The 26074-nt window shown below is 41.7% G+C and carries 27 protein-coding genes, 2 tRNA genes and 1 riboswitch; of the genes, 16 read left to right on the top strand and 13 right to left on the bottom strand.

Annotated elements, in window-relative coordinates; all coding sequences use genetic code 11:
* Window positions 1–183 precede the first annotated feature (183 nt).
* Entirely contained in the window at window positions 184–522 is a 339-nt protein-coding gene (locus NDN11_RS16165) for a tRNA-binding protein (RefSeq protein ID WP_251110214.1), read from the top strand.
* 1 nt (window position 523) lies between these two features.
* Here NDN11_RS16165 and lnt read toward each other — a convergent pair whose 3' ends face one another.
* Together lnt and NDN11_RS16155 are read right to left on the bottom strand one after the other, a co-directional pair.
* Complete coding sequence (gene lnt, locus NDN11_RS16160; protein WP_167250410.1) at window positions 524–2083, bottom strand: apolipoprotein N-acyltransferase; 1560 nt, start codon at window positions 2081–2083, stop codon at window positions 524–526.
* On the bottom strand, window positions 2080–2919 hold the full coding sequence (locus NDN11_RS16155; RefSeq protein ID WP_004802396.1) for a CorC family transporter: 840 nt from the start codon (window positions 2917–2919) through the stop codon (window positions 2080–2082). Before NDN11_RS16155 ends, lnt begins: the two co-directional genes overlap by 4 nt.
* Window positions 2920–3094: 175 nt before the next feature.
* On the opposite strand from NDN11_RS16155, the gene tusA reads away from it, so the two are divergent.
* Window positions 3095–3352 (top strand): sulfurtransferase TusA, encoded by a 258-nt coding sequence (gene tusA / locus NDN11_RS16150; protein ID WP_167250412.1) that lies wholly within the window; start codon window positions 3095–3097, stop codon window positions 3350–3352.
* Between the two features lie 71 nt (window positions 3353–3423).
* On the opposite strand, the gene NDN11_RS16145 is transcribed toward tusA, so the two are convergent.
* On the bottom strand, window positions 3424–5136 hold the full coding sequence (locus tag NDN11_RS16145) for an electron transfer flavoprotein-ubiquinone oxidoreductase (RefSeq protein WP_251110213.1): 1713 nt from the start codon (window positions 5134–5136) through the stop codon (window positions 3424–3426).
* 186 nt (window positions 5137–5322) lie between these two features.
* Here NDN11_RS16145 and NDN11_RS16140 point away from each other — a divergent pair, with 186 nt between their 5' ends.
* From NDN11_RS16140 to NDN11_RS16120, 5 genes are all read left to right on the top strand, one after another.
* Window positions 5323–5946: a DUF1285 domain-containing protein gene (locus NDN11_RS16140; RefSeq protein WP_167250414.1), complete on the top strand. Its 624-nt coding sequence runs from the start codon at window positions 5323–5325 to the stop codon at window positions 5944–5946.
* Window positions 5947–5987: 41 nt separating this feature from the next.
* Entirely contained in the window at window positions 5988–6875 is an 888-nt protein-coding gene (murI, locus tag NDN11_RS16135; protein ID WP_251110212.1) for a glutamate racemase, read from the top strand.
* A gap of 95 nt (window positions 6876–6970) precedes the next feature.
* On the top strand, window positions 6971–7999 hold the full coding sequence (locus NDN11_RS16130; protein ID WP_167250418.1) for a DUF4062 domain-containing protein: 1029 nt from the start codon (window positions 6971–6973) through the stop codon (window positions 7997–7999).
* A gap of 336 nt (window positions 8000–8335) precedes the next feature.
* Window positions 8336–9352: a ferrochelatase gene (hemH, locus tag NDN11_RS16125; RefSeq protein ID WP_251110211.1), complete on the top strand. Its 1017-nt coding sequence runs from the start codon at window positions 8336–8338 to the stop codon at window positions 9350–9352.
* 29 nt (window positions 9353–9381) lie between these two features.
* Window positions 9382–10026 carry an MBL fold metallo-hydrolase gene (locus NDN11_RS16120; RefSeq protein ID WP_167250422.1) on the top strand — a complete coding sequence of 215 codons (645 nt, stop codon included), beginning with the start codon at window positions 9382–9384 and terminating at the stop codon, window positions 10024–10026.
* Between the two features lie 64 nt (window positions 10027–10090).
* On the opposite strand, the gene NDN11_RS16115 is transcribed toward NDN11_RS16120, so the two are convergent.
* Window positions 10091–11827, bottom strand: coding sequence for a hypothetical protein (locus tag NDN11_RS16115; RefSeq protein WP_251110210.1), 1737 nt, complete (start codon window positions 11825–11827; stop codon window positions 10091–10093).
* A gap of 268 nt (window positions 11828–12095) precedes the next feature.
* On the bottom strand, window positions 12096–12287 hold the full coding sequence (locus NDN11_RS16110) for a DNA gyrase inhibitor YacG (RefSeq protein WP_167250426.1): 192 nt from the start codon (window positions 12285–12287) through the stop codon (window positions 12096–12098).
* Window positions 12288–12378: 91 nt separating this feature from the next.
* Between NDN11_RS16110 and NDN11_RS16105 the strand changes: the two genes are divergently transcribed.
* From NDN11_RS16105 to NDN11_RS16085, 5 genes are all read left to right on the top strand, one after another.
* A complete protein-coding gene (locus NDN11_RS16105) occupies window positions 12379–13023 on the top strand; it encodes a class I SAM-dependent methyltransferase (protein ID WP_251110209.1) in 645 nt (214 codons plus the stop codon).
* Window positions 13016–14203 carry a TIGR03862 family flavoprotein gene (locus NDN11_RS16100; protein ID WP_251110208.1) on the top strand — a complete coding sequence of 396 codons (1188 nt, stop codon included), beginning with the start codon at window positions 13016–13018 and terminating at the stop codon, window positions 14201–14203. Before NDN11_RS16105 ends, NDN11_RS16100 begins: the two co-directional genes overlap by 8 nt.
* 57 nt (window positions 14204–14260) lie before the next feature.
* Window positions 14261–14920, top strand: a complete 660-nt coding sequence (locus tag NDN11_RS16095; RefSeq protein ID WP_251110207.1) for a hypothetical protein — start codon at window positions 14261–14263, stop codon at window positions 14918–14920.
* A 134-nt stretch (window positions 14921–15054) separates the two neighbouring features.
* Window positions 15055–15465 (top strand): GFA family protein, encoded by a 411-nt coding sequence (locus NDN11_RS16090; protein ID WP_251110206.1) that lies wholly within the window; start codon window positions 15055–15057, stop codon window positions 15463–15465.
* 18 nt (window positions 15466–15483) lie between these two features.
* Window positions 15484–16122 (top strand): flavin reductase family protein, encoded by a 639-nt coding sequence (locus tag NDN11_RS16085; protein WP_251110205.1) that lies wholly within the window; start codon window positions 15484–15486, stop codon window positions 16120–16122.
* Window positions 16123–16134: 12 nt separating this feature from the next.
* Here NDN11_RS16085 and NDN11_RS16080 read toward each other — a convergent pair whose 3' ends face one another.
* Window positions 16135–16467, bottom strand: coding sequence for a HopJ type III effector protein (locus tag NDN11_RS16080; RefSeq protein ID WP_167250436.1), 333 nt, complete (start codon window positions 16465–16467; stop codon window positions 16135–16137).
* A gap of 138 nt (window positions 16468–16605) precedes the next feature.
* On the opposite strand from NDN11_RS16080, the gene NDN11_RS16075 reads away from it, so the two are divergent.
* The 3 genes from NDN11_RS16075 to NDN11_RS16065 all read left to right on the top strand — a co-directional run bounded on the left by NDN11_RS16075 (window position 16606) and on the right by NDN11_RS16065 (window position 18463).
* Entirely contained in the window at window positions 16606–17457 is an 852-nt protein-coding gene (locus NDN11_RS16075; RefSeq protein ID WP_251110204.1) for a DUF2071 domain-containing protein, read from the top strand.
* Between the two features lie 81 nt (window positions 17458–17538).
* Window positions 17539–17605, top strand: a riboswitch (Fluoride riboswitch).
* Window positions 17606–17736: 131 nt separating this feature from the next.
* On the top strand, window positions 17737–18117 hold the full coding sequence (crcB, locus tag NDN11_RS16070) for a fluoride efflux transporter CrcB (protein WP_004802433.1): 381 nt from the start codon (window positions 17737–17739) through the stop codon (window positions 18115–18117).
* A gap of 16 nt (window positions 18118–18133) precedes the next feature.
* Window positions 18134–18463, top strand: coding sequence for a DUF190 domain-containing protein (locus tag NDN11_RS16065; protein ID WP_167250440.1), 330 nt, complete (start codon window positions 18134–18136; stop codon window positions 18461–18463).
* 98 nt (window positions 18464–18561) lie between these two features.
* Here NDN11_RS16065 and NDN11_RS16060 read toward each other — a convergent pair whose 3' ends face one another.
* From NDN11_RS16060 to NDN11_RS16045, 4 genes are all read right to left on the bottom strand, one after another.
* Window positions 18562–18816 carry a type B 50S ribosomal protein L31 gene (locus NDN11_RS16060; protein WP_005239968.1) on the bottom strand — a complete coding sequence of 85 codons (255 nt, stop codon included), beginning with the start codon at window positions 18814–18816 and terminating at the stop codon, window positions 18562–18564.
* A 212-nt stretch (window positions 18817–19028) separates the two neighbouring features.
* Window positions 19029–20321, bottom strand: coding sequence for an ABC1 kinase family protein (locus NDN11_RS16055; protein WP_167250442.1), 1293 nt, complete (start codon window positions 20319–20321; stop codon window positions 19029–19031).
* 199 nt (window positions 20322–20520) lie between these two features.
* Window positions 20521–21882 (bottom strand): MATE family efflux transporter, encoded by a 1362-nt coding sequence (locus NDN11_RS16050; protein WP_251110203.1) that lies wholly within the window; start codon window positions 21880–21882, stop codon window positions 20521–20523.
* 29 nt (window positions 21883–21911) lie between these two features.
* On the bottom strand, window positions 21912–22373 hold the full coding sequence (locus NDN11_RS16045; RefSeq protein ID WP_167250444.1) for a DMT family transporter: 462 nt from the start codon (window positions 22371–22373) through the stop codon (window positions 21912–21914).
* A gap of 138 nt (window positions 22374–22511) precedes the next feature.
* On the opposite strand from NDN11_RS16045, the gene hemW reads away from it, so the two are divergent.
* Complete coding sequence (gene hemW / locus NDN11_RS16040) at window positions 22512–23666, top strand: radical SAM family heme chaperone HemW (RefSeq protein WP_251110202.1); 1155 nt, start codon at window positions 22512–22514, stop codon at window positions 23664–23666.
* A gap of 122 nt (window positions 23667–23788) precedes the next feature.
* On the opposite strand, the gene NDN11_RS16035 is transcribed toward hemW, so the two are convergent.
* From NDN11_RS16035 to NDN11_RS16025, 3 genes are all read right to left on the bottom strand, one after another.
* Window positions 23789–23864 (bottom strand) — tRNA-Lys (locus tag NDN11_RS16035).
* A 116-nt stretch (window positions 23865–23980) separates the two neighbouring features.
* Window positions 23981–24056: transfer RNA gene (locus tag NDN11_RS16030), tRNA-Lys, on the bottom strand.
* Window positions 24057–24229: 173 nt separating this feature from the next.
* Window positions 24230–26071: a long-chain-acyl-CoA synthetase gene (locus NDN11_RS16025; RefSeq protein WP_251110201.1), complete on the bottom strand. Its 1842-nt coding sequence runs from the start codon at window positions 26069–26071 to the stop codon at window positions 24230–24232.
* Between the last annotated feature and the right edge of the window lie 3 nt (window positions 26072–26074).

Below are 26074 nucleotides of genomic sequence, written 5' to 3'. Positions count from 1 at the left end.
ATAGCTCCAAGCCTTGTTGGAGATATGTTGGCACGTTGATTGACGTAAACGTTTACGGCTTTATGATCAGCAAAATTAATTTAGCATGAAGTTGCTCAATTGAAAATAAAAATAAGCGTATTTATTGAATTGGGTAGATTCGCTATGCTGAAACTGTGCTTAAAAGAGAGAAAAGGAAAAAGCATGCAACAGATCGAGTGGAATGATTTTACCAAGGTAGAATTACGTGTGGGCAGAATCATTCAAGCGGAAGTGTTTCAACAAGCGCGAAAACCCGCTTATATTTTGCAGGTGGATTTTGGTGAAGAACTTGGGATCAGAAAATCCAGTGCGCAAATTACCAAGCTATATCAGCCTAAGAATTTGATTGGAAAATTGGTGGTTGCTGTCGTGAATTTTCCGAAAAAGCAGATTGGGCCGATTCAGTCAGAATGTTTGGTGACGGGCTTTCATAATGCGGAAGGGGATGTTGCGCTTTGTGTCCCAGAGTTTGATGTTCCTCTGGGCACAAAGTTACTGTAATTTATCGACGGGATTTGAAGCTAATATCAACTTTACGTGGACGATAGATCCAGCCTACGATCAATAAAAGCAATGAGAAAATCAAGATCGGGTAATCACTTAAACGATTGTAGAGTGTTTGCCCTTGCATGGCAGGTAATTCGCCACGTAACACGGCTTCTTGATCTATTGGTGCTTGTTTAACGATATGACCATGCTGATCAATAAATGCGGTCACACCTGTATTGGTGGCACGAATAAACCAACGACCATTTTCTTTGGCTCGCATCTGTACCATTTGCAGATGTTGCCAAGGTCCAGCCGTCCCCGTGAACCATGCATCATTTGACACCGTAATTAAGAAGTCACTATTAGAGGCATTACGACGGGTTAGGTTGGGATAGGCCACTTCATAACAAATAGCAGCAGCAAGCGCATGTCCTTTCACAGTGAGCGGTTTTTGATTGGCTTCACCACGTGAAAAGCCACTCATGCTGACATCGTTCTGCATCGCAGGCAGTACCCATTTCAACAGGCCTGACAATGGAATATATTCGCCAAACGGTACTAAACGTTGTTTCTTATACAAGCCAAAGGAATCGCTACCCGATGCCATAATGCTGTTGTAATACAACGGTTCACCCACTTGCTGCGATTTAGCTAGGTCCCAATAAGGAATACCTGTGACCCAAGCGCTATCGGTTTTCTTCGCCTGCGCCGCCATTGCATCCAAAAATTCTTGAATATCGGTCTGGAACATTGGAATCGATGATTCAGGCCAAACGATCAGATCTCGGCCCCATTCTGCACGTGTCAGGGTGGCATAGATTTCTAAAGTTTTAATCTGATATTCAGTCAACCATTTCAGGTCTTGCGGAATATTCCCTTGAATCAGTGAAACACTCAGCGGCTTCGCTGCTTTAGGCTGTACAAATTGAATAAATCCAGCACCCCAAGCACCTAATACCAAGAGTGCTGAAGGAATCGCCCAAAACCAGCGACGATTTAAAATTTCGACCAATGCACAAGCCAATACAATGACGACGAAAGAAACAGCATAGACACCGAATAACGGAGCATAGCCATCAAGTAGGCGTTCAGTGAAGGCATAACCTGCAAACAACCATGGGAAACCAGTAAAGACCCAAGTTTTGGCCCACTCAAATAATACCCAAAGTGGGGCGAAGGTTAACGGTGTTTCTGGGAAGAAGCGACGATACAACCAAGTTTGAAACGCCGTAAATAAGCCCATTGCGGCTGCCATAAAGACAATCATCAAAATGCTTAGAAAGGCATTGGTATCGCCATAGGTATGGATTGAGGTATATAGCCAGAACGCGCCGACAAACCATAAACCAAAACCATAAGCCCAACCGAGCGCAAAGGCTTGGCGTGGGCTACGTTGACGTAATACCGCATACAATAGCGCAGGCGATAGAATCGCAAGCCACCAAAAGTAATATGGGGCTAAAGCCAAACTAAAGATTGCACCTGAAATCAGTGCAATCAATAGGGGAAAAATAAAAGGAAGCTGCGTTTGGGTTTGAGATGGATTTAACAGCTTCTCAAAATAGGTTCTCATTGACGGACAGCTCGAATCAGATGGATAGTGCGTGCATCTGCTTCAATAATGGTAAATTGCCAATCGCCAAGCTCAATGGTTTGACCTTGTAAATCGCTCACTAAACCAATCTCTTGCAGCAGTAAACCGCCCATAGTTTCAACTTCATCGTCAGAAAAATCTGCATCTAAAATAGTGTTGAAGTGTTCGATTGGTGTAAGTGCTTGCACAATCCAGGTATTGGCTGTGGTCGGATCATTGTCAGGAACAATATACAGGGCTTCTTCATCTGCAATATCGTGCTCATCTTCAATTTCACCCACAATCTCTTCAAGAATGTCTTCGAGGGTAACCAAACCTGAGGTTGAGCCATATTCATCAATCACGATGGCAATATGGGTCTGGGTATTTTTTAACATGCGTAGTACTTGGTCTGAACGTGCACTTTCAGGTACGAAGACGGGCTGACGCATCAATGAACGAATATCGACTTTGACATTGCGCTCGGTTAAAAATGGCAAAAGATCTTTCGCTAATAAGATACCAACGACATTATCCGTTTGATCCGCAGAGAATACTGGGAAGCGCGAATGTGCTGAATCAATCAGTACATGCAGAATATCAAGTAATTGATCATCTTCCTGTAAGCTGATAATGGCTGTACGCGGCGTCATGACTTCTCGAATCTTGGTTGCTGGCAGATCGAGAACACCCTCAAGCATAGCAACAGTATCTGGCTCTAAAAAGCGACGTGAGTCTTGAACTAACTTGAGTAATTCATCGCGGGTTTCAGGTGCGGTACCTAACCATTTTCTTAAGCCACGCATACCCCACGATGGACTGGATTCCTCGACCATGATCTTTCCTAAAGACTCTCTATATCAATTAGATGATTTTCATCATACCGAAGATAAAGCGGATATGCATCAATAAAACTATGTAAAAAACGTACAGTTTTTCAAAAAGCTGCTGATGATTTTCATATCAGTAGTTTATGCTAAAATGTGAAAATTCGAATATTTGAGTTTTATGATGTCTGAACAACCAAAACTTGCTGCTGTTCAAATCAATACGCGAGGTTTACGTTGCCCTGAACCAGTAATGATGTTGCATCAAGCCATTCGCAAAGCCAAGTCGGGCGATATTGTCGAAGTCTTGGCTACAGATCCGTCAACATCATGGGATATTCCAAAATTCTGTATGCATCTTGGGCATGAGTTGTTGCTCAAAGAAGAAAGCCAAGATGAAAACAGCAATACGGAATATCGTTATTTGGTGCAGAAGGGTTAAGTGCCGTTTCAGCCAAATAAAACGAAAGCATAAAAAAATCCGAGTCTAAACTCGGATTTTTTTATTTTGAATTACATGTTCGGGTAGTTCGGACCACCGCCGCCTTCAGGCGTTACCCACGTAATGTTTTGTGATGGGTCTTTGATATCACAAGTCTTACAGTGTACACAGTTCGCAGCATTGATCTGGAAGCGTTTAGAACCATCATCATTTTCCATGATTTCATAAACACCAGCAGGGCAGTAGCGTTGAGCTGGCTCATCCCATTTTGGTAGGTTTACATCTACTGGAATAGATGGATCAGTCAACTTCAAATGGGCTGGCTGATTTTCTTCATGTACGGTATTTGATACGAATACAGAAGATAAACGGTCAAAGGTCAACTTACCATCTGGTTTTGGATAGTTTGGTTTAAACGTTGAAGCATCTACAGTTTTAAGCACTGCAAAGTCTTGTTTAAGATCGTGCAAAGTGAATGGCACTTTAAAGATGTTTTGATCGATAAAGTTAAATGCACCACCAATCCATTGACCGAACTTATGCATCGCTGGACCAAAGTTACGTGAGCTATATAACTCTTCTTTTAACCAAGAATTGTTATATTTATCAGTGTAAGCAGTTAATTCTTTATCGAAGTGGTCTTCGCCTTCAAGCACACGAGCAATCGCAAGATCACCACCTTTTGCAACACCCGCAGCAATCGCTTCAAATACTGCCTCACCACACAACATGCCTGATTTCATTGCAGTGTGTGAGCCTTTGATTTTTGAGAAGTTCAAGAAACCAGCATCATCACCAATCAAGCAACCGCCTGGGAAGGTAAGCTTAGGTAAAGCATTGAAGCCACCTTTCACAACAGCACGTGCGCCATAAGAAATACGTTTGCCGCCTTCAAGGAATTGCTTGATGGTTGGGTGCGTTTTCCAACGTTGCATTTCCATGAATGGGTACATGTGTGGATTTTCATAAGATAAATCTACGATCATGCCCATGGTAACTTGATTGTTCTCTGCGTGATATAACCACCAACCACCAGTAGAGCCTGTTTCAGACAAAGGCCAACCAGCGCCATGCATCACTAAACCTAGTTTGTGTTTTGCAGGGTCGATTTCCCAAAGTTCTTTAATCCCGATACCGTAATGTTGCGGATCAGCATCTTTATCTAGATTGTATTTGGCAATCAGGCGCTTACCAAGGTGGCCGCGGCAACCTTCAGCAAATAATGTATATTTTGCATGCAGCTCATAGCCAGGCGTGAAGTTATGTGTTGGCTCACCATTTTTGCCAATACCCATATCACCTGTTTGGATGCCTTTTACTGTACCGTCTTCATGATAAAGTACTTCAGCAGCAGCAAAACCAGGGAAGATTGAAACTTCAAGTTCTTCCGCTTTTTGACCTAACCAACGAACAACGTTACCAAGAGAAACGACATAGTTTCCATCGTTGTGCATTGATTTCGGCACCATCCAATGCGGCATTTTTTGTGCTTTGCTATCAGACAGTAAGAAATATGTTTCGTCGCCCGTTACAGGGACATTCAGTGGCGCACCTTCTTCTTTCCAGTCTGGAAATAATTCGTTCATGGCACGTGGTTCAAGTACAGCACCAGAAAGGATATGCGCACCTACTTCAGAGCCTTTTTCAACAACACATACAGAAAGATCAGGCAGGTTGTTTTCAATTGCTAATTGACGAATTTTAATCGCAGCAGATAAACCCGAAGGTCCTGCGCCAACGATCACTACGTCAAACTCCATCGCTTCACGTTCGATGTGTTCCATGTAGGACTCCTCATATTTTTAAGGGTGGCAACCGTAATATTGCGATTCGGTGCTGCCATGAGTGTTCTGAATTGCCGAACACAAATGATAGTATGTGCTCGCAAACGTTTGGGCTAGTATAGTTTTAAACCTTGGTCTCGCCAATTGGCTGAGCGGTCATATTTTCTCGTCATCAAGGCATAAACTATGATAAATGAAAATGATTCTCCACAAAACCCTTTAGAAAATCAGGGAAAAATCATGTTTTCTGATGATAAAAACTTAATCGACATTGCACAATACATAAAAGATGTACAGCAAAGTCACAAAAGGTCAATTCCACCTTTAGAGCAATGGCATCCAAAGCATTGTGGCAAAATGGATCTGCGCGTAAAAGCCAATGGAGAATGGTGGCACGAAGGTCAATTGGTTAAACGCCAAGCCCTTTTAGACCTATTCACCAAGGTGCTTTGGAAAGAAGATGGCAAATTCTATCTGAAAACGCCTGTTGAGCAAATTGAAATCGAGGTTGAAGATGAACCATTACTGATCAATCAGGTCGATCAGGTTGAGATTGAAGGCAAGCGTTATTTGCAGCTCACCACTAGCAATCAGGATGTAATCATTGTCGATGAGGCACATCCGATTTTTATGCGTGAATATGCTGGTGAATTACGTCCTTATGTGCATGTCCGTTTTGGGATTAATGCTTTGATTCAGCGTCAGAGTTTTTATCATCTTGTGAACTACGGCAGTTTGTCTGAAAACGCGCAAGGTGAGACGGTTTTAACACTAAAAAGTGGCGATTTGGTCTTGCATTTGAGCACCTGAGGTTTAAGCTTAAAAGAGTAAATAAACTAATGCCCGTGTGTATGACAGCCGTTCAATCAATGCCTCATTTACTTAATCCAATGCCTCATGCATCTGCTGATGCACCGATAGGCGTTTTTGATTCAGGGGTAGGTGGATTATCGGTCGCGCAAGAGATTGCACGACATTTACCCAATGAGCGTATTCTTTACTATGCGGATACCGAACATGTGCCTTATGGCGCACGTTCAGATCAGGAAATCCGTCAACTCACGGCTCAAGCGATTGAATGGCTATATCGTCAAGGCTGTAAAATTGCAGTGGTTGCATGTAATACCGCTTCAGCATTTAGCTTAGATTATTTGCGTGACCATTATGGCGAGCGATTTCCAATCGTAGGTTTAGTTCCTGCTTTAAAGCCTGCTGTGATTCAGACGCAGTCCAAGGTTGTGGCTGTACTGGCAACACCTGCAACTTTTCGTGGACAGTTGATTAAAGATGTGATGGCAAATTTTGCGCAACCTGCTGGGGTTAAAGTATTGACAGTGACCAATCTGGAGTTAGTGCCTTTTGTCGAGTCAGGACAACAGATGACTCAGGCTTGTCTAGATGTGTTGCGAAAGATTCTACGACCCGCAGTGGAGCAGGGTGCTGATTTTTTAGTGCTGGGCTGTACCCATTATCCATTCTTAAAAGAAGCGATTCGTCAGGTTTTTGATGAAAAGTTAAAATTAATTGATTCTGGACAAGCAGTTGCGCGACAAACCGCGTATATTTTAATTAAAAATGGGTTATTATGTGACAAATTGCGTCATAATATTACACGTATTGAATGTTATGTCAGTGGTAACAATGCTGTAGCGCTGCAACCGGTTCTTCAGCACCTTATACCAGAACAATTAACATGGAAGATTCAAAATCTGGACGATTTGGGTGTTTCTGATACTTAAATTGAGCCAATTTTATATATTTTATTGGGGTTAGCTGTTAATAAAAATCAAGATGCATACTTGATGTTATTGATAAATGAATTGGGGCTTCGCCTATGCAAGATACTCGTTATCAAGTCTTTATTTCTACCTCTGGCAATGAAATGCAACCAGAGCGAGCGGTTTTGGCACAAACCTTAGTGGGCATGGGGTTCCTGTCTTGGGGCTTGGAGCAACGAACGCCCTTAAGTACATCGATTGCACGTCGTCAAATTGATGATTGTGACTATGTGGTGATTTTATTGGGTAGCCAGTATGGCGAACAGTCGGTTTCAGGTGTGGGCTATATGCATCTGGAATACATTTATGCCATGACTAAACAGAAGCCAGTCATTGTATTTATGCATGAAGATCCTGAGTCACGGGATGCCAAATTACATGATCATAAAGCTGAACTAAAAGAAAAATTTAAAGAGTTCAGAAAGCAGTTGCAACATGAAGTCGATCAAGTTTTTTGTTATCGCACATTAAGAGATTTAGAGTTGGCAGTACGTTCCAGTATGCCGCAGATGTTAGAGCGTTATCCTGTAGTCGGTTGGGTACGTCCACAAAATACACAGGTGTTACGTGATGAAATTGATGCATTACGTGCCAAAGTAAAGCAGCTAGAAACAGAATTGGGCAACCGTGAAGCAGACCCGCTGACCAATGTACCTAAAGTTTCAATGCATGAACTTTATTCATTTGAATACCGTATGCATGCTTATCAAGATGGTAACTTCAAAGAAGTGAAACCACATCGTAAAATGACTTGGGCACAATTGCTGAATGTATTGGGTTCGGCTTTTGTGATTCCGACGCCAGAAGAATACTTCTCTAAACGCATGAATGAATATTTAAATGAAACGGGTTTGGATGATGCGCGTAAGGAAATGCCGAGAGCGCATGCCGTATCACGTGCACAGGTGAATATTCGTGCTTTGCATGAGATCAAATTGCAGATGCGCCAAAATGAATGGATTATGCCAACAGGACGCGATGATCGTCAGCGTATGCTGTGGCAACTGACGGCAAAAGGGCAGAAATTGCTAGAAAGTAATGTACTTGATAGTAATCGGGTTTTTCAGTTTAAGACCATGCACTAGGGGCTGCTGATGTTTCAGCCATGTCTTGCGTTATCGACTAAAACCACACAGACAAGGCATGAAACGTAGGCAATGGCGATCCCGTTATCAAGTTTCATAACGAAGTTTGGGGCAGTTTTAGTCATAACCCTGTGGGACAGGGATATTTTTGCCGCTACTGCGTTATGCCTTATTCATTTATAATTCTAAATTTCATAATCCATGCCTTGTACCGTCTACAAATATCCTCTGTCGCAAGCATTTGTGAAATATCAACAGACCCTAAATCCAATTTAAAAAAAAGCGCTAAAACTGCTAAAGTAATTGAATGAATTCAATGAAAAGCGGATGCGGTCTATGTTAGCGACACAAAAACCTAAAGTGACGGTGGTTCTGGCAAATTTAGGGACGCCTGATGCAGCCACTGTGCCAGCGGTTCGACGCTTTCTGAAGCAATTTTTATCTGATACACGTGTGATCGAGATTCCCAAACTGCTTTGGTGGATTATCCTGCACTTGTTTGTGTTGACCTTTCGTCCAAAACGTGTGGCTGAAGCTTATGCTTCGGTCTGGTCAAAAGATTCGCCAATGCGTGAAATCGTATTGGAACAAACACTGCTAATTAAGCAGCGTCTACAAGAAGAAAATCATCAGTTTGATCTTAGCGTTGTCCCTGCTATGACCTATGGTCAACCCAGTATTTATGAAGTACTTGATCAACTGGCGCAAACACCACAAGAGCATGTCATTTTATTACCACTGTTCCCACAATATTCTGCGACCTCAACTGCGCCTTTATATGATGCCTTTGCTAAATGGATTCCACAGCAGCGTCATTTGCCTGGCATTACCCTGATTAAGGATTATTATCAGCATCCGATGTTCATTCAGGCCTTGGTAGATAGCGTATTAAACTATCAATTGCAGCATGGGAAACCCGAAAAATTACTGATGTCATTCCACGGTATTCCTCAGCCTTATGCAGATAAAGGTGATCCCTATGCGGATCGTTGTCGAATGACTGCACGTCTGGTTGCAGATGCGCTACATTTACAAGAGCATGAATGGGCGATTAGCTTCCAGTCAAGATTTGGTAAGCAAGAGTGGGTCAAACCATATACTGATCAGCTATTGCAACAATGGGGCGAGCAAAAAGTACAGTCGGTACAGGTGATTAGTCCTGCATTTTCAGCAGATTGTCTGGAAACACTGGAAGAATTGGCAATGCAAAATAAAGAGATTTTCCAGCATGCCGGTGGTGGAGACTATGCCTATATTCCTGCCTTGAATGCAGATCAGGCGCATATAGATTTGCTTGCCAGTCTGGTTCAGGCTAATCTTGACGCACTCACTCATACCTTAGCCCATCGTTGAATCGACGCTTTATTTCGCCAGAGGTTTCTATGCTACAAGTCAAAATTGTCCCTGTTACCGCATTTGCCCAAAACTGCTCAATCTTGTGGGACAGTGAAAGCAAAGAAGCGATTTTGATTGATGCGGGCGGTGATGCTGCGGTACTAAAAAAAGAAGTGGAAACCTTAGGCTTAAAGGTGAAAGCATTATGGTTGACTCATGGACACCTTGATCATGCAGGTGCAGTCGGTGAGTTAGCTGACACATGGAAGATTCCTGTGATTGGTCCGCATAAAGAAGATCAATTTTGGCTGGATATGATTCAGGAAGTCTCTGCTCGTTATGGTTTCCCAATCCCACAACCTGTAAAAGTTGATCAATGGTTAGAGGGTGGAGAAGTATTGAAATTGGGTGAGGATGAGTTTGAGGTGCGTTTTGCTCCAGGCCACACCCCAGGGCATGTGATGTTCTATAACGCCAAGCATGGCTTATTATGGACAGGTGATGTTTTGTTTAAAGGTTCAATTGGGCGCACAGATTTTCCGAAAGGTAATCATCAACAGTTGTTGGATTCAATCAAACGTGAATGTTTTAGCTTGCCAGATGAAACGCAATTTATCTCTGGACATGGACCAATGAGTACCATTGGTTATGAAAAGCAATTTAACCCCTTTGTAGCAAGCAAAGCAGGTTAATTGAGTGATTCAAGCTTCTGTATCAATTTGATTGCTACAGAAGCTTTTCGTTTTGAGATGTTTTCTAAATCGTTTCCAGCCATTTCTGATTGGCCAAGTTCAAATCAAAATTCAAACTATTACAAATGCTCTGTAAATCAAAAGAAGCTTTATCTTCTGGAATCTGAATCAAAATCGGTAAACGGGTAATACCATTGTCTCCGGTCGGGAAGGCATAATGTCGTTCTTTATGATTAATTGAAATCAGTGACTCAAACTCTAAATACACAATCAGTGATGGGAAGCGCCGTTGAATGCGGATAATTTCCTGATGCGCATGTTTTTTGATTTGTGAGGTTTTTTCTTTGAGCTTAATAATATTGTCTTTAATTTTCTGAGGTTTATTTAATAGCTTGCTAAGAAAAGATGCGCTTTGTTTCAGTTGACGCTGATTTTCCTTAAGCTCTGAAAATGCATCTTTATATTCTTGCAAAGAATTAATGCTCAGGTCTTTGAGAATATTAGTGGGCTCCAAGGCAGCGGCATGATGCTTTTTCCAATCCTCATAAGAAAATACAGTAAAGACATCACTATGGCGTTTTTGCAACAAGGTGGCATAGGATTTCAGCCGTGCGATAAACAGATTGACTTGTTTATTTAACATGATCAAAGGTTGTGATTGAAAGGCAATAAAATGGCTAATCAGATCATCTAGAGTCTGTTTGACGCTAATGTAGAGATAGTGACATTCATCGCTATGATGCACTGCATGTTTTAAAGCGTCTGCGATCGGTTCAAGGATATTGCGACAGAGTTTTTGTTCGAAATCAATCAGCCGTTGTTCAACCAACTTTTCAATAAAGATACCATGTGGATTGAGTGGTTCCATCAAAAAAGGAATTAGGGTCTTATTGGCATAAAGCTCGATATGACGAACAATATCAGAGACATAGTGATTGACCTGTTTATCAATGGTAATGATGTGATCCATCTGCCATCGGAATTGTTCATGCTGTGATTCATCTTCGATTTGATCTAAAGCTAAAAAAGCAGCATTGAAGTAAATATTTTCACAGGCTTCAAATTTTTCTTCCTGCAAAAAGCGTCGAATCGAAAAAGTATTCGCGATACCTTCTTTGCTTGGCGCGAGTGCAAAAATATACTTAGATGTTTTAACAATATCGAGCTGTTTGGTTTTTTGTTGTTGGTACAAAAAATATTTAAGAATATGTGGTTTTTCTTCTCTTAATTGATGAGAACGAATAATGTTAAAGGAATATTTGAGTAGCTGTTGTTTTAAAAACACTTCAGTAATAAATGTTTTGATGACATCAGTATTGATGTGCCTTTGATTGGCAGGCAATTGAATGACTTCTTTCTGCAAAATGATCTGTGCAGAGGCATAGATGAATTCTTTTAAAACCTGTTTTTTCTGTTCTTGTAAATCAAAATCATCTTCTACATTGATGCGGTTAAGCTGACTGAGCATATTTTCTAAATAGTCGGAAATGGCATAGATCTCTTGGTATTGTTTTAGTTTTTCCAAAGAGTTGGCAATGGTTCTGACGAGCGCCTTCATGGGTGCATCTTGGATTTTTTCTGCGAATAGGTGGATGTCATGCTTGGCAAGATAAGAAAAACTGTGCTCTTTTCGGTTCCAGTGAATCTTTTTAAGTTGCAAAATCTGCTGGCAGATATTCTCACGGTCTTCAGCAGCGCATATGGAAAAAAGCATGTGTAAACTAAGCTGCCAATTTGTATCTAGATTTGGATCAATTTGAGTCGCTAGAACCCTGAGCTGGTAAGGAATTGATTGATTCATTATTACATCCTGGTAAGTCTAAATATTTTTATTAAACAAACTGATCCCTATAAAATTTTGATTAAGGTTGGATCAGTATGAGATATCAGTTGTAGTGAGTTATTTGCTATTTTTATTCATTACAATGTTTGGATTAAGATTTGCACAAGGTCAAAAAAAAGTAAATTACCGTGATGTAAATCACACATCTAAAATGTGTAAATTTTTATTAAAATATATAAATATGGATTGGAAAAAAGTTTTCTAAGAGCTTAAAAAATGAAGATGGTTAATCTTCATAATCATCTTCATTGCGTTTTTGATCTGCTTGTGGTGCGTCCTGAGTCGGAAGTTTGTATTCATCACTGGCCCAAGCACCGAGATCGATCAACTTACAGCGTTCTGAACAGAAAGGACGAAATTGATTACCTTCCCAAATGCTGGCTTCACCGCAACGCGGGCAGGGGAATGTACGTGACATAGAAAACTCCTAAAACAAAGAGCAAATAGATTAGGCAAAAGTAAGGTGAGTTGTTAGACTTATGCCGATTTCTAGATAGTTTGATGAGATTATGTCGATTCGTCAATTTCAAGCGCAACGTATGCAAGCCCCTCGTGATTTTATTGCCATTCCCAATACGCCAATCTGCGTTGAAATTGGGGCCGGAAAAGGCAAACATGCCTTATTGTTTACGGGTCAAAATCCGCACACCACGTTGTTTGCGATTGAACGAACCAAAGAAAAATTTGTGGCAATGCAGAAACAGCATCAATTAGAACCACGTGAACATTTAAATCCGATTCATGCGGATGCACTTCCTTGGGTGGTGCATGCCTTATTCCCTGCGCAAGTCGAACAATTTTTTATTCTCTATCCGAATCCAGAACCGCATAATCCTGCACAGCGTTGGCTGAATATGCCGTTCTTTGAGTTTCTACTGTCTCGCCTTCAGCCGAATGGCACAATTACGTTGGCGAGTAATATTCCTGAATATATAGATGAAGCAGAACAACAATTGATTGAATTGTGGAAGCTGCCGCATGAAAAGCAAAAAATTGCAGCAGATTCTGCTCGAACGCATTTCGAAATCAAATATTTAGAGCGTGGCGAGTTGTGCCAACAGTTGATCATTCGAAAACCAGAAGACTATGCAACCCGCTTTGATGATTTTGAACCGTTACAAGGTCAAAACGTTCAAGAGCAAGCTGATGCCTAAGCGTGTTGCAATTATTGGTGCAGGCCCAGCAGGGTTGATGGCTGCTGAGGTTCTAAGCCAATATGACTACGAAATTGATGTGTTTGAACAAAAACCTTCGGCAGCACGCAAGTTTTTAATGGCAGGTAAAACAGGTTTAAACATTTCACATGCTGAGCCTGTGGATACGTTTATACAACGTTATGACCATGCTGCATGGTTGGGACCTTGGGTGAAGCAATGGGATGCACAGTGGATTCAGAGCTGGATGCAAGGGCTTGGTATTGAGTCCTATGTGGGGAGCTCTGGTCGAATTTTCCCGATTGAAATGAAAGCTGCCCCCTTACTTCGTGCATGGTTAAAACGATTAATGAATGATGGTGTGCGTTTTCATTATCGTCATCGTTGTATTGATTTATCTGAAAATCAATTGACGATTGAAAATCAAACCCAGTGTTTTACAGCAACTTATGATGCAATCATCTTAGCCTGTGGTGCAGTGTCATGGTCACAATTGGGCAGTGATGGTACTTGGCAGCAATGGCTCTCAAAAAATGAAATTGAGCCTTTCCAAGCCAGTAATGCAGGTGTACTTAAAACATGGTCACCGTTCATGCAGGAGTGTTTTGGTCAGCCGTTGAAGCGCGTTAATGCGTGGGTGCAATCCGAACAGCAAACCCATGGCGATATCATCATTACTCACTACGGCTTTGAGAGTGGCGTGATTTATAAATTGGGTCGTGATCTCAGAGCACAGCTTGCCCAAAAAAAGCGTTTACAATTACATCTGGACCTACTGCCTGATGTCAGTATTGATCAATTAGAGCAGAAATTACAGGGCAACAAAAAGCAGTCTTTGACCAATCTCTGGCGTAAAGCAGGTTTGGACACTGTCAAAATGAATCTACTCCGAGAAATTGTCGGAAAAAGCTTATGGTCAGATCCTAAGCAAATGGCTCAGCAAATTAAGCAGTTGAGTATTCCTTTGGATGGTTTCCGTCCAATCGAAGAGGCCATCAGCTGTGCTGGAGGTGTGAAGCAAACTGCTGTATCCGCACAACTGCAATTGCAGTCTAATCCTTATGTGTTTTGTTGTGGTGAAATGCTAGATTGGGATGCACCGACAGGTGGCTATTTATTGACAGCTTGTTTCGCAACTGGAAGAGCGGCAGCAGAAGGGGTTAATATATTTATCAAATGATAAATAAGCTAAAATACTTAAATAAAAATAATCTAAATCAATTGATGAAGAGGGTATATGAATATTGAGCCGACTTTGGAAACACAAAACAATGAGATCATCAAACCATTTCAACTGAACAACTTATTTCGCTTGTTTTTCCAACCGAAAAAGTTTTTTTCTCAGTCTACGGTTTACCATCATAGAAGTATTATTTTTGCTGCTTATCTGATTGGTATCGTTGCGGTCATGGATCGAGTCGATCAAAAATTATTAAGTGCAGAAACAAGAGGCATTAGGCCATTGATCGACTGGATTACCGCATCCTGGTTGAGTTACTGGTTATGGGTGTTGGGTATAGGAATTATTTCAGCAGCGATTGCGTGGTTGGTACAAGGCTGGTGGTATAAAAAAAGATTGCAGTTTTCAGGTGCAAAAGAGGCTGATCCACAACTTGCCCGACACGTGTATGTATTGCAATCCTTGGTCTTTGTATTGCCGATTGTGATTACAACGGTGATCCAAACGTTTTTATATCCAAATTATTTGGAAGCCTATAATTATTCTACCTTTTTAGGCTTTATTCCCGTTCCATTTTTATTCTTGTCATGTTGGGTGAGTTACCGTGGGGCTACCCAAGTGTTTCCTACTAATGGATGGGCAAAATTTTGGTTTTTAGGCTTACCGATCCTGTTCTATATTTTAATCATTGGCGCATTTACTGCCTTGATCAGTTGAGTGAGGCGGTAAGGTCGTCGGTTCAGTTTGAGCAACACGCATTAAAATGTCATCGTATTTCTTGAGCAGATTTGCCTTGTGATTCAGCATTTAAAAATGCTAGTTTTGAGTAAATGTTCATCAGGAATAGGGATATGTCTCAAGCTTCATCGGTCTATCGTGGCAGTTGTTTATGTGATGGTATTCATTATGAGATTCATGGTGAAATTGGTGAGATCATACAATGCCATTGCCAGCGTTGCCGTAAGGCCAATGGTACGGCCTATGCAACCAATGCACCGATTAGCAGTTCAGCGTTTAAAATCGTACAGGGTGAAGAGTTGGTTAAAAAGTTTGCTGCATCTGGTGTGTATCGCTGGTTTTGTGGCGAATGTGGCTCTCCATTGATCAGTTCACGGGATGCACAGCCCGAGCTTTATCGATTAAGAATAGGGACGTTGGATACGCCTTTGCGGCAAAAGCCAAGTATGCATATTTTTGCGGCTTCTAAAGCCGAATGGGATTGTATTGCCGATGATCTACCGCAATACGCTGAACGTCCCTAAATTGGCCGTGTTGTTATCATGATTTTTGAAACTTCTGATTTAGATGCCAATGAAATCTATCGCTTGTTGGTTGGAGGGATTACGCCTCGACCCATCGCATGGATCAGTACTCTGTCGGCGGATGGGATTGCCAATATTGCCCCTTATTCCTTCTTTAATGTGGCTAGTTGTAATCCGCCTATTCTATGGTATTCGCAAGTCAATCCAAGAAATGGGCAGGATAAAGATACCATTCGCAATTTGATCGATACACGAGAATGTGTGGTGCATATTGTGAATTCAGCGTTGCTGGAAAAGATGAATTTATCTTGTGCTTTGTTGCCACCAGAACAGAGTGAATTTGAGTTTGCCAATATCGAGGCTGAACCGAGCCATGCGGTCGCAGCTTTATCTGTCAAAGATGCACCTATTCGTTATGAATGCCAGTTAAGGGAGGTTCTGCAACTCAGTACGCTTCCATCGGGTGGTACAGTGGCATTGCTGGATGTGAAATCGATTTATGTTGATGATCACCTATGGGATGGGCAGATGATTGATCAACAGCAACTTCAGAGTGTGGGCAAAATGGGTGGTGATTTTTATAGTTTAAGCACCGACTTGCGGAAACTGGCTAGACCGATTCTGAATACAAACGCAGATATAAAAAAAGGAGGTTAAACCTCCTTTTTCTTATTTTGCAATTAAGGCTTCGCCTTCAAACTTTATCCCATCCCAGCCATGTTGCATAAACTGGCGGATATTTTGATGGTCGGTGGCTTCTGGCGTCGCAAGTACAGAAGCATAATGTTCTGCAAATAAACTTAAAGTGTCTGCTTGGCTTAAACCTTCAATTTTTGCGAAGCTCAGTACTTTAGCACTGCCTTGGTTTTCAGTGGCTGCATTGAATTGTGCGCCATTTTGAAACGCTGTTGGAGTATGTTGATAACGTGCTTCGATAAATGCCAATACATCAGCAAATTTTGCTGAGCCATCTTTAAGTTGTGCCAATAAGCTTTGAGCCATTTCAAAATTCCATGTTTATTGAATCAATGTCCGCATCATAACATTGAAAATGTAGAATAGAAGTCGATCGGTATATGAGCTAGACGTTATAGTATTGTCGGTTTATGCTCAGAACGCTTATGAATGTGTTGAATAATAATGAATCGACATTGCTTTAAATTACCACCATCCAAACGTTTATTGCGCTTTCTCGCTCCCGTTTTTAGTTGCCACTTCCTATTGCAACTGCGCCGTTTGATGATGCGTCTACTGCCGTTTATGCCTTTGCAGAGTCAGGTCAGCAATATTGTGTATTTGTCGTGGCTGGTAGATGTTGAACAGGTACGTCAGCGCTATCCCAAAGATGTACCGTTATGGGAAAAAGACGGAAAAACCATTTTTACGATTTTGACTTATCAGCATCATCATTTTGGCTTCAGTTTCTTGGGAAAATTACGTCAGTTAATGCCCTCACCTCGACAAAGTAACTGGCGCTTTTATTTGGATGAGTCACATCCAAAGACCGTGATTTTTGAGCAGGTAATCGTTGATCAGGCTTTATATGTCATTGCTGGCCGTTTTGCCAGTGATGTGATGCCAGCACAATATGCATCGACTTTTCAACATCAACGGGATAAGCAAGTGATTCATACCGAAATGCGTGTTGATGCCGATTATTCTCTAAGTAGTGACGTAGAAATTACCACAGATAAACAATTACCTGATGCATGGCAGTCGTTATTTCCATCTTGGGAAAAGGCTGTTGAGTTTTTGGTCGATCAAGATCAGGCATGGGCTGAATGGGTTGATCAACCGAGTCGAATATCACAAGGGGATATTCAGATGCCGTTTCAGTTTCAACAGATTCAAGCTGCTCAGGTTCGTGCATTACAAGCACCCAAATTATTGCAACAATTTGGTTTAGGCGATGAGACAGAAGCCTTCGCTTTTGTCGTACCTGCATTAGATTTCTATGTGGTTGGGGAAAAAGTTTTAGCAACATCGGAATAAATTGTGGATAAGTTCATGTTTATACACAGCGTCATTCAGCATCAAAAACATGGGTTGAGTTGCCCAAAAAATATGTTATTTTAGAGCAAAGGAGATGGCATTCCTCCTGTCACAAACCGCCATAATGGCTAATGATGCCTACGTTACCCTGAACAGGGGGCGTAGGTTCGTGCGTGCTCTGTTCCCATTTTGGAGTTCGCAATGAAAATTATTCAGAACAATAGCTATAAATCAATGTCACATTATTCTTTCACTCCAACACTGCCTTTGGAGTAAGTCATGTACTATCCATTACTTTCAATCGCTTTAGGTTCTGTATTAGGCGCATGGTTGCGTTGGTTCCTGGGTTTAAAGCTCAATCCAATTTTTCCCAATATTCCTTTGGGTACGGTCACAGTCAACTTTGTTGGTGGCTTTATTATCGGTTTTGCAATTTCTTATTTTTCTCAAAGTTCACTGAGTCCAAATTACAAACTGTTTGTGATTACTGGCTTCTGTGGTGCATTAACCACATTTTCGACCTTTTCTGCCGAGATTATTGCCTTATTGCAAAGTGGTAAGTTGGGTTATGCCTGTGCAGCAATTTTGATTCATGTGATTGGGTCATTGTTGTTTACGATTTTGGGTATGAGTTTGCATCAATGGCTAAGTGCCGCATAGTGTGGGAGTGGTGATAATGAATGGGTTTTTAATAACTTTTTATACCGCGCAAAATCGTAACTATCAGGGACAACTGATCAGCGAATGGTTATTGTCTGTCGCAAAACAAATGAACTTGCGCGGCGCGACGGTGCTCGCTGGACTGGAAGGTGTTGATCATCATGGTTTGTTTCATTCAGCCAGTTTCTTTGAGTTGGCTGATCGACCTGTACAGATCCAGTTCGCAGTAACAAATGAACAGGCAGTCGAATTGATGAATTATTTGAATAGCAAAGAAATCTCTTTGTTTTATGTCAAAACACCGATTGAGTTTGGTGTGGTTGGACAGGCAACGCTAGATTCTTAGAGGGTAAATGTTAGGTATAAAAAAAGAAGTCTAAGTGGAGGAGAGATAAGCTTAGACTCCTAATGCTTACAGCCTAATGTGTGAAACTTAAATGAAAATTAACCTTTGCGGTTAAAACGTGCAAAGCGTTTGTTAAAGCTTGCAACACGGCCTTCATTGCTTGCTTGGCGTACTTCACCTGTATAAAACGGGTGTGATGCACTAGAAATATCAAGGGTGACGTAAGGGTAGACTTGACCTTGATATTCTTTAGTTTGTTTCGTTTGCAGTGTACTACCAATTAAGAAGTAGGCATCTGCATTGGTATCATGGAACAAGACTTGTTGATAAGCAGGGTGGATATCTTTACGCATTTGGAATGGCTCCTATTGTTTATGGAAATGTTATAACATAACAATATGTGCAGTCAATCTTATTCATTTCAAGTTTTATTGAAATTTATTTGTAAACAATGAATCAGTGAGCATGGGATATGGAACTTTTTTCAAGCCATTTGATTTGTTAGAGGCTTGAATATGAGTGAAATAAAAAATGCCAATCAGATGATTGGCATTTTTTATGAAGTTTAGTTCGGGACTAATTCTTCAAATAAATCATTAAGATTGTCATGTACTTTGAGGTGAATCAGGTTCCAGTAATGTCCTGAAATAGTCCGATTGACCATTAAAGTATCAGGAGAGGGTTTAAACACATCCCAGTATTTCAATGATTGTTTCACTAAGCGCATACCATCATGATGCGATGAATTTTCAGCAAAATCATAATGCGTGCTTAAAGGACGCAACAGGATTTCAATCCATTGTGTATATAGCTCGCTTGGGAATTTCTGCTTTTCAGCAATCGAATGTAATTCCACCAACAGATCTTCGACCTGAGCAATATCTTCTTGGCGAGCAGCATTCACCAGTGCTTTGAAATGTTGAATGATTTCAGGCGAAAGGGTCTTAACGCTGCCATAATCATAAATAATGACACTGCCATCTTCACGGAAAGCAAAGTTGCCTGGATGTGGGTCACAATGGAAACGCTTCAAGAAAAACATTTCCTGTCCTAAAGCACGAATCAGACGACGACCAATTTGATTGCGGGTTTCAACTGACCATGTGCTTGCCGTTTCAATTGACTCGCCTTGTTCAAGGCTGAGTGTCAGTACGCGACGAGAAGAGTAATCTTTGTATACGGTTGGGATAATGATTTGATCATCGAGCTTTTCATGGAAGGTTTTAAATACTTCTAGGTTTTGTGCTTCAATTTCGTAGTTGAGCTCGGCAGACAAACTGTCCTGAATCTCCTGAAACAGTTGATCTTGCAGCTTCTTATCAATCTTTAAAACACCCATCAATCGCAAAGCCAGACGGACTTGTTTTAAGTCGCTTTCACAAGCTTGGTCAACACCTGGATATTGCACTTTCACTACGACAGCCTGACCATTTGGCAGTACTGCACGGTGTACTTGTCCAATTGAAGCTGCGGCAAAAGGTTCTGCTTCAAAAGAACTAAAAATCTGGTCTAAAGGTTTGCCCAACTCTTTTTCGACTTGTTGCTGAATCGCTGTAAATGGCATTGCAGGTGCTTGGCGTTGTAGTTTGGCAATTGCCTTTGCCACTTCTGGTGGGAAGATATCTTTATATTGCGAGGCGATTTGTCCGACTTTCATCACTGCGCCTTTCATTTCACCTAAAGTGTCTGCGATCTGTAAGCCAATGTCTTGGAACAGTTTGCTACGTGCAGCATTTTTTTGTTCCTCATCTGCAGTTAGATTACGAATGGTGTTGGCAACACTTTTGCTGGCAATACTTGCGGTCATACCAGCCAGTTTTAAAAAACGCTTACTGGGAGAGCTTGCATGTTTTGCCATATGTACTTGACCTCGGGCGATCCAGTTTTAAAGAGATTCTTTGATCATAGGCGACAAAACTTAAATTGCCTATACCAAAATGTTAAGTGATGTAAGCATGCAGCGAAGAGCGGATATAAAAGATGTATCGATGAGGGGATGAGATTAAGAGCAGCATCCTTACTACCCTTAATCAATAACACTAAATACGTGTAAAATTTTATGTATTGAAACCTGCTCGTTGTGCCAAACGTTTATTGTTCAAATATAAACGGCCGATCAGTAGTACACAGGCAATAGTTAAACCAATAATCAGACCGAGCCAGACACCAGCAGCGCCCCAAACTGTATAGCGAGCAAGGTATAAACCAATCGGGAAGGCGACGATCCAATACGCCATTAAGGTGATCCACATCGGGGCTTGAGTGTCTTGCATACCACGTAAACAACCTGCCGCACTAACTTGCCATGCATCCATTAGCTGATAGGCCATCGCAAACCAGAGTAGGTACATCGCCACAGGAATGACATTAATATCCGTGGTATAGATCGCAACGATATAGGGGCGGGCAAGCGCAATCAATGTCATGGTCAAGGCTGCAAAGATCGTGGCCGTAATCAATCCCACGATTTGTACTTGGCGCATTGCATGCCAGTTTTGTTCACCGTAATACATGCCAACACGAATGGTTAATGCAATGGCTAAAGACAGTGGGATCATAAACAGCTGAGAAGTGACTGAGATCGCAATCTGATGAGCTGCAATCGCATTTTCACCAAGCGGACCCAGTACAATCGCACCTGTACTGAAAATACTGACTTCAAAAAATACAGCAAGCCCAATGGGTAAACCCAGTTTTAAAATGCGTTTAATCCAAACTGGATCAATTCTTTCCCATTTTGTGAAGACTGGTGCCTGTTTATAGGCTTTGGCTTTGGAAATATAAATGGCCAAAGTGATAAACATCAGCCATTGCAAGATCGCTGTTGCAAAACCACAACCTGCGCTGCCCAATGCTGGAATTGGCCCAAAGCCATACATAAAGATAAAGTTCAGTGGAATCAATACCAGTAAGGCAATCAAGCTAATGGCTGTGACAGGACGTGGATGTCCCAACGCTTCTGAATAACTACGTAGAGCTGCATACATCATCACTGCAGGCATACCAAAGCCAATTGCATGTAAGAACAGGCTTGCTTTCGGTATTAAGCTTTCAGGCACACCAAACAGGGGCAGGAACATTGGCATACATTGCAGAATTAACATCGCAACGATACCGAGAATGACAGCAACCCATAAAGACTGGCGGGCAATGGTTGGAATTTTTTCGGGTGTTCTTGCACCACGTGCCTCAGCAACCAAAGGTGTTGTTGCCAACATGATTCCTGCAAAGAGCAGCATGACTGGAATCCATAGTCCAACACCGACTGCAATCGCTGCCAAATCCGTAGCAGAAAGATGACCTGCCATAATGGTATCGATTAAACCTAATCCAGCTTGGGCAAACTGTGTAATTAGAATTGGAAACATCAAATGAAATAGCTGTTTGAGTTCAAAGCGCTTGGTTGTGGCATGGGACACAAAAAATACTCTTATTAAAATGGGGGGAATTAGCGTTGTAGTGTTAATAACACACCAATAAAAATCACAATGCTACCCAGTAGACGTTGCCAATTGATCGGTGTTTTGTCTGTACCTAACCAGCCAAAGTGATCAATCAACATGGAAATCACCAATTGTCCAAAAATCACTAAACCTGAAAAAGTTAAAAATCCGAGTTTAGGTGCAGTATAAATGCTCATGCTAATTGCATAAACCCCAAGACAACCGCCTAACCACAGATACCAAGGAATTTGTGAAAGTTCAACTAAACTGGGTTTGTCTGCACCTTGAAAATAAACCAGCAAGGCTAGAATAATCGTCCCAATCAAGAAGGAAAGCAACGCGGCTTGTAGTGGTGAGTTCAGATACTCTCGAAGTTGTGCATTGATCGCCGTTTGAAATGCCATTGCTATGCCAATCCCTAAAGCGAGGGGCAGTATAAATAGCAATTGGCTGGAAATTTTCATCATATTATCGGTCTAATTGTTCTTTATGCTTTCAGTCTAACTGAATACATAGGGGATGATAAGCCGTATGCGTATTGATGCTGCAACCGTGCCGAGTCGAGTCATGTTAAAATAATCAGGTTCTGTCATTGAGCTTGTATTTTGAGTCCGTTAAATCCAGCAAATATCCCACTGTCCTTGTATATCCATATGCCATGGTGTGTACGTAAATGTCCTTATTGTGACTTTAATTCGCACGCTGTACCTGATGGGCAATTGTCGTTGGATTTGGAACAGCAATATCTTGCTGCACTGGTGGCTGACTTTGAGACTCAGGTTGAAATGGCGCAAGGCAGATCCATTCATAGTGTGTTTATTGGTGGCGGGACACCGTCACTGATTTCTGCACAAGGTTATCAATGGTTGTTTGATCAACTCAAAGCACGTTTAGACTTTGAAGTTGGCTGTGAAATTACACTGGAAGCTAATCCTGGGACGGTTGAGCATGATCCATTTGCTGATTATCTGGCGGTGGGGATTAATCGTTTGTCATTGGGTGTTCAAAGTTTTGATCCTGAACATTTACAGCGCTTAGGTCGTATCCACTCAGCCAATAATGCATTGGATGCCATTCAGCAGGCGCGTCAGGCAGGCTTTGAGCGCGTCAATGTCGATCTGATGCATGGTTTACCTCAACAGACTGAGGAGCAGGCCTTAACCGACCTGAGATTGGCTGTGGAGCAGGGTGCAACACATATTAGCTGGTATCAACTGACCATTGAGCCAAACACGGTTTTCTTCCGCACCCAGCCTGTATTGCCTCGAGATGAGGTTTTAGAACATATTCAAGAGAAGGGTGAGGCGTACTTAAAAGCCAATGGTTATGTGAATTATGAAGTTTCAGCATGGCGTAAAGAACAACCATCTGCACATAATTTGAATTATTGGCAATTTGGTGATTATCTGGCGATTGGTGCAGGTGCACATGGCAAAGTTACCCGAGCAGATGGGGTTTATCGGTTCCAGAAAACCCGCTTGCCGAAAGATTATTTAGCCAAAGTTCCAGCAGAGCATGTGCAAATGAAGCGTATTGAAGCTGAGGAATTACCTTTTGAATTTATGATGAATGCTTTGCGTTTAAATGATGGTGTTGCTGCAGCATCTTATGTTCAACGTACAGGGCTGGCGTTGGAAGATTTGAATGAGACGTTGCATCAGTTGCGTGAGAAAAAACTGCTCATTGCTGATCAGGATCGAATTGCCTGTACTGAGCAGGGGCATATCTTTTTAAATTCGGTATTAGAAGCGTTTTTATAATTTCAACACATGATGACTTTGAGCAAGGATGCTTAGAGTGAAACCAGTTCTGTTGTCATCTTTTAGAAAGAACTTAAATAGAAAATAAAAAAGCCTCATCAATGATGAGGCTTTTTAGAATTTGGTGGGTCGTCCGCGATTCGAACGCGGGACCAACGGATTAAAAGTCCGCTGCTCTACCAGCTGAGCTAACGACCCTGAAAGAATTTTAGAGTAACACTCTAAAATTTTTGCAAGACAAGCAAAGCGCGTAGTCTTACAAATCTCGATAACTTTCGGTTATCAATCCTTTTCAGGAATATCAAAACATTAGATGGTGGGTCGTCCGCGATTCGAACGCGGGACCAACGGATTAAAAGTCCGCTGCTCTACCAGCTGAGCTAACGACCCTAAGCAAGTGTTTCAACAAGCTTCGCAAGAAAAACTAATTTGTTCTAAATGCGTCTTCGTTTTGATGTTGCGTATTCTAGCAACTTATTCAGCTAACACAAGAGGAAATTCAAAAACATGTGCATGATTGTTTATAAAAAGCACGATTTCCTCTTATTTAGCTAAAAAATAAACTAGAAACGGTATTGATAGCTTTGAATATTATCAAAGATCTCAGTATTTACATCACTATAGCTGCTTGCACCAGGTAATAAAACCAGTAAACGTTCAGAAGTTTTGCTCGGATTAAATGAGTCTTCTTTCAGTTTATTCTTCTGGTATTTAAATGTCCCAGTCGTTTCCACTTTCTCTTGAACACGTAAGAAAACAGGAATGGCATAAGATGGTAAGCATTTTTTAAACACATTAACCATGTCGCTTAAATCCGCTTCATTCAGTTCTGCACCGTCGATCAAGGTAATCGCAGCCATACCTGCACGACCATTGGTATTTGGAATTTCAACACCGTATACCACTGCTTCGGCAATCTTTTCATATTCGCAGACCATGTTTTCTACTTCTGTTGTAGAAACGTTTTCACCTTTCCAGCGGAATGTATCACCTAGACGGTCAACAAACTGTGCATGGCGGAAACCAATATCACGGACCAAATCTCCAGTATTAAAGTATGAGTCACCTTGGGTAAACACATCTTTCAAAATCACAGATTTGTTCTTTTCTGGATCGGTGTAGCCATCAAATGGTGAACGGCTGGTGATTTTACCAATCAGTAAGCCCACTTCGCCTGTTTTCACTTTCTTGCAGTAACCTTTCTTATCGCGAACTAATTCATTCTTTTCTTTGTCAAATTCAACGATCGCGTATGGTGTTGGAGAGAAGCCTACAGTGTTGTCAAAGTTGAAGATGTTGCTAAAACCAACGTTACCTTCGCTAGATGCGTAAAGTTCAAGTACTTCTTCAACACCAAAACGTTCTTTAAACTTGCCCCAGATATTTGGACGCATGCCATTACCAATCATCTTAGTCACGCGATGGGCACGATCTTGTTCTGTGACAGGTGCATCAATCAGGTAACGACACAGTTCACCGACATAACCAATTGCAGAGGCATTGAATTTCTGTACATCTTTCCAGAATGCACTGGTTGAATACTTGCGGCGTACGGCAAGTGTTGCACTGCCTGCAATCACACCACACCAGCACACGACTACACCTGTTGCATGGTAAAGCGGGAGGGTCACGTACATCACATCATCTTTACCTAAATTCAGGATATGACCATAGGTGCCATAGGCAAGTGTCCAGCGGCTATGGGTGAAAATCACGGCTTTTGGTAAGCCTGTTGTACCAGAGGTATAGATGTAGAACAAACCATCTTTACCTGTCACGGTGCGGGTAGTCGATGGATTGAATTTTGGAAATTGGTCAATTTGTTGCGCAAGGTTCACGTAACCTTGTGGTGCAATTCCTGCATTTTTACGCGTTTCTTGATCGGCAAACCAGTGGAATCGATCTTGAGCAACTTTTAAGTCTTGGCGTGCTTCATCAATCGCAGCACGGACTTCTTCCCCTGCAATGACTGCAATTGGGTTCACCAAGTTGATACTGTGTGCAAGCACTTTACCGACTTGCGAGGTGTTGACGAGTGCAATGGTGACGCCAATTTTTGCCAAAGCAACAATAGAAGCGATCAGTTCTGGACGGTTTTCAACCATCACTGCAATCACGTCGCCTTTCTTTGCCCCAAGTGATAAGTAGTAATGTGCAATCTGGTTTGCCCATTCATTGAGTGCTTGATAGCTATAGCTTTGATCTTCAAATAACAGTGCGATGCCTTGAGGGTTACGCTTGACTGCTTTTTCAAAGGCAATACCTAAACCAGCAGGAGATGTTGGCGTTCGCAAATATGCTTGTTTAAGACCATTGAGGATATGAGGTACTTTAGTGATGAAGTTAGGAAGTCGAGTAGCGACATCACCAAGGGTAATAATATCGGTCTGCGTAGTTTGGCTCATATC

This window comes from Acinetobacter sp. C26M, assembly GCF_023702675.1.
GTDB lineage: Bacteria > Pseudomonadota > Gammaproteobacteria > Pseudomonadales > Moraxellaceae > Acinetobacter.
Note: the sequence above shows the minus strand (reverse complement) of the source record. Positions and strands in the feature narration are given on the sequence as shown.